At 40.9% G+C, this 3,987-nt stretch carries 3 protein-coding genes and 1 pseudogene; 3 read left to right on the top strand and 1 reads right to left on the bottom strand.

Annotated elements, in window-relative coordinates; genetic code table 11:
• Positions 1-178: 178 nt before the first annotated feature.
• Positions 179-487 (bottom strand): hypothetical protein, encoded by a 309-nt coding sequence (locus PG418_RS18930; RefSeq protein ID WP_498837881.1) that lies wholly within the window; start codon positions 485-487, stop codon positions 179-181.
• Between the two features lie 160 nt (positions 488-647).
• On the opposite strand from PG418_RS18930, the pseudogene PG418_RS18925 reads away from it, so the two are divergent.
• From PG418_RS18925 to ftsH, 3 genes and pseudogenes are all read left to right on the top strand, one after another.
• Positions 648-830: pseudogene (locus tag PG418_RS18925) on the top strand (hypothetical protein); the annotation flags it as partial.
• A gap of 21 nt (positions 831-851) precedes the next feature.
• A complete protein-coding gene (gene bsh, locus PG418_RS18920; protein WP_005360258.1) occupies positions 852-1,841 on the top strand; it encodes a choloylglycine hydrolase in 990 nt (329 codons plus the stop codon).
• Positions 1,842-1,891: 50 nt separating this feature from the next.
• Positions 1,892-3,706: an ATP-dependent zinc metalloprotease FtsH gene (gene ftsH / locus PG418_RS18915; protein ID WP_055248541.1), complete on the top strand. Its 1,815-nt coding sequence runs from the start codon at positions 1,892-1,894 to the stop codon at positions 3,704-3,706.
• The last annotated feature ends 281 nt before the right edge of the window (positions 3,707-3,987 follow it).

The raw sequence follows: 3,987 nt of genomic DNA, 5'->3' as shown, positions 1-3,987 counted from the left end.
CAATTTTATATTGCAATGACTAGAAAAATATTTAGGAGAAGATAGATATAAACAGTAAGTCAAACACACAAACTATGGAGTCTTTAGTCGGTTTAATAAAATTTTAGATAGAAAATAAATCATTCAATGTCATTTAGATAAGGTTTTTTATGACAAAAAGACAGATTGCATATCTGCCTCATAATGCAGTATAATAGTAACGAGATTTATGTAACCCGATACATGAAATCCCTATTTCTCTTTGGACTGAGGTGGATAGTGTTTCATCACCGCCGTGTTTGAGATATGCCCTGCATATGTTTACTGCATTTGAAACGGATTTACTCTGCATCTGGAGCATAAACTGAATATACTCGCGGAAAGAAAGTTTGCGGTTCCTGGTAAAATCACTTTCCGGATTACGGCAGAACATGGAGTGAATTTCATCGAGTTCTGTGATGCAGTTGTCGAGTGTGGATTTTAAATTAGATAAGAAAAAATCAGCCATAATGAGCCTCCTTGAAATATGTTTATAATCAAGGCTTGCGCAACATATATTGGCTTACTTGTCAACTGTTTTTTGTAATATTTTTAAAGTTTTTAGGCATAAAAACAGTGGCTTTCTATGACAGAAAACCACTAAAATGATGCTTAACTGAATGGCATTGCTTTATAATCACTTTGAAAAAGGTTGTTTTATGGCGGATAGTCAGACAGTTTTGGATATAAGAGATGATCTTGGAGCAACAATGAATGAATGCAGGGAAGTGACCGAAAAGTACCGCACAGGACGGAGTGCATATTTACGGATCGGACAGTTGTTTATGAGATTGTTTGCAGGACTATTATAGCAGAAAGAAGAGGTGTTCGATATGTGTACAGCAGCAACTTACAAAACAAAAGATTTTTATATGGGTAGAACGCTTGATTATGAATTTTCCTATGGGGAACAGATTACGATAACGCCAAGAAATTACGAATTTGATTTCCGGTTTGCCGGGAAGATAAAAAGCCATTATGCTTTGATCGGAATGGCATTTGTTGCAGGAGGTTATCCGCTTTATTATGATGCTGTTAATGAAAAAGGCCTTGGAATGGCAGGTCTTAATTTTGTCGGCAATGCGGCATATGAAGAGGCTTTGCCGGAAGATGAAACAGAAGTCAGCCAGGTGGCACAGTTCGAGTTCATCCCATGGATCCTTACACAGTGTGCTACTGTAGCAGAGGCGAGAGAGAAGCTGGCAGCAATGAGACTGACAGGCACAGCATTCAGTGAACAGCTGCCGACAGCACAGCTTCACTGGATCATTGCAGACAAAGACGCCTGTATCGTTGTTGAGTCTATGAAGGATGGGCTGCATGTATATGATAATCCGGTAGGAGTGCTTACCAATAATCCACCATTCCTGGGTCAGATGTTTGCACTGAATAATTATGCCGGAGTATCCAGAAAACAGCCGGAGAGTACTTTTGCAGGAGTATTACAGCTTGATGCATATAGCAGAGGAATGGGTGGAATGGGAATACCTGGAGATCTTTCCAGCCAGTCAAGATTTGTGAAAGTTGCCTTTACAAAATTAAATTCGATCTCCGGTGAAGAAGAGGGTGAGAGTGTAAGCCAGTTCTTCCATATCTTAGGATCTGTAGATCAGCAGCGTGGATGTTGTGAGGTGACAGAAGGCAAATATGAGATCACGATATACACGTCCTGTTGTAATACAGCAAAAGGTATTTATTATTATACGACTTATGATAATCATCAGATCACAGCGGTTGACATGCATGCGGAAAATCTGGATTCAGATCAGCTGATCTGTTATCCGCTTCTGTCCAAGGGCGAAGTCAGATGGCAGAATAAATAATACGAAAATGCACGGAGAAAGCATATCGCAGAACAACAGGAGGAAAGACCATGAAAGAAGTTAAAACACCGAAAAAACCACTGGCATATTATTATGGGATTGTGTTAATAGTGCTGATCGTATTTAATCTGGTTGTCACACCAATCCTTATGGAGCATCAGGTAAAGGAAACGGATTATGGAACTTTTATGAGCATGATCGAGAAGAAGAATATCGGTGAAGTAGAAGTTAAGGACAATCAGATCATCTTTACAGATAAAGATCAAAAAAATATTTATAAAACAGGTCTGATGAACGATCCGAACCTGACGGACAGGCTATATGAATGTGGAGCAGTATTCGCAAAAGATATCGATAAGCAGATGTCACCGATCATCAGCTTCCTGCTGACCGGGGTTTTGCCATTGATCCTTTTTATCGCACTGGGAAATTATATGGCGAAGAAACTGATGGAGCATGCCGGAGGAAAAAATTCGATGGCTTTTGGAATGGGAAAAAGCAATGCGAAGATTTATGTGCAATCCAGTGAGGGAATCCGTTTTTCAGACGTTGCAGGAGAAGATGAGGCGAAAGAAAACCTTTCAGAGATCGTTGATTATCTTCACAATCCGAAGAAGTATACCGATGTAGGTGCGTCTATGCCAAAAGGTGTCCTTCTTGTAGGACCTCCGGGAACTGGTAAAACAATGCTTGCAAAAGCAGTTGCGGGTGAATCAAATGTACCATTTTTCTCAATGTCCGGATCAGAATTCGTAGAGATGTTTGTCGGTATGGGAGCTTCCAAGGTTCGAGATCTTTTCAGACAGGCAAAGGAAAAGGCACCATGTATCGTGTTTATTGATGAAATTGATGCCATTGGTAAAAAGCGTGACGGACAAATGGGCGGAAATGATGAGAGGGAGCAGACCTTAAATCAGCTTCTTACAGAGATGGATGGATTTGAAGGAAATAATGGTGTCATCATTCTTGCTGCAACGAACCGTCCGGAGTCGTTAGATCCGGCACTTACACGTCCGGGACGTTTTGACAGGCGTGTGCCGGTTGAACTGCCGGATCTTGCAGGACGTGAAGCAATTTTAAAGGTTCATGCAAAGAAGATAAAAGCATCTGATGATGTTGACCTGCATACGATTGCACGTATGGCATCCGGTGCATCCGGTGCGGAGCTTGCCAATATTATAAATGAAGCAGCATTACGTGCTGTCCGTAGTGGAAGGACCGTTGTAAATGAATCTGATCTCGAAGAAAGTATAGAAGTGGTTATTGCAGGATATCAGAAGAAGAATGCGGTTCTTTCAGATCAGGAGAAGAAGGTTGTTGCATATCATGAGATAGGACACGCTCTGGTAGCTGCATTGCAGAGTCATTCAGCACCGGTCCAGAAGATTACGATCATCCCGCGTACCTCAGGTGCACTCGGCTACACTATGCAGGTTGAGCAGGGTGATAAATATCTGATGACGAAAAAAGAACTTGAGAATAAGATTGTTACATTTACAGGCGGACGTGCGGCAGAGGAGATCGTATTTGGTGAGATCACGACAGGAGCCTCCAATGATATCGAACAGGCAACAAAAATTGCAAGAGCGATGATCACCCGCTACGGCATGACAGATGAATTCGACATGGTGGCAATGGAAACCGTGACCAACCAGTATCTTGGCGGCGATACGTCTCTTTCCTGTTCCACAGATACCCAGAAGGAAATTGATGAAAAAGTCGTGCAGCTCGTAAAAGCAGAGCATGAAAAAGCAAGAAAAATCCTTTCCGAAAACAGGGAAAAACTGGACGAACTGGCTATGTACCTGTATGAGAAGGAAACAATTACAGGTGACGAATTTATGGATATTTTAGACAGAAAATAATGTAGTTAATTAGATAATCAATGTCATTTAGATAAGGTTTTTTATGATGAAAACAGTATATCATATGCGTTCATGCATTGAAAATACTGTTCAGTTAAGAAATGCTGTATTTTTTAGGTGCACTAATGCGTAGAAAGCAGGTGTATGATGAGTTCAAATCATTTTTTGTGTATGACAAAAAGACAGATTGCATATCTGCCTCATAACGCAGTATAATGGTAACGAGATTTATGCAACCCGATACATGAAATCCCTATTTCTCTTTGGACTGAGGTGGATAG

The organism is Bariatricus sp. TF06-38A, assembly GCF_027690675.1.
Taxonomy (GTDB): domain Bacteria; phylum Bacillota; class Clostridia; order Lachnospirales; family Lachnospiraceae; genus Allocoprococcus; species Allocoprococcus comes.
The sequence above is the reverse complement of the archived record's forward strand: the minus strand, read 5'-3'. Positions and strand labels throughout refer to the sequence as shown.

Bases quoted from the DNA above. Each gene is read 5' to 3' on its own strand.
- PG418_RS18930 (WP_498837881.1), bottom strand. From the start codon at position 487: ATGGCTGATTTTTTCTTATCTAATTTAAAATCCACACTCGACAACTGC.
- bsh (WP_005360258.1), top strand. From the start codon at position 852: ATGTGTACAGCAGCAACTTACAAAACAAAAGATTTTTATATGGGTAGA.
- ftsH (WP_055248541.1), top strand. From the start codon at position 1,892: ATGAAAGAAGTTAAAACACCGAAAAAACCACTGGCATATTATTATGGG.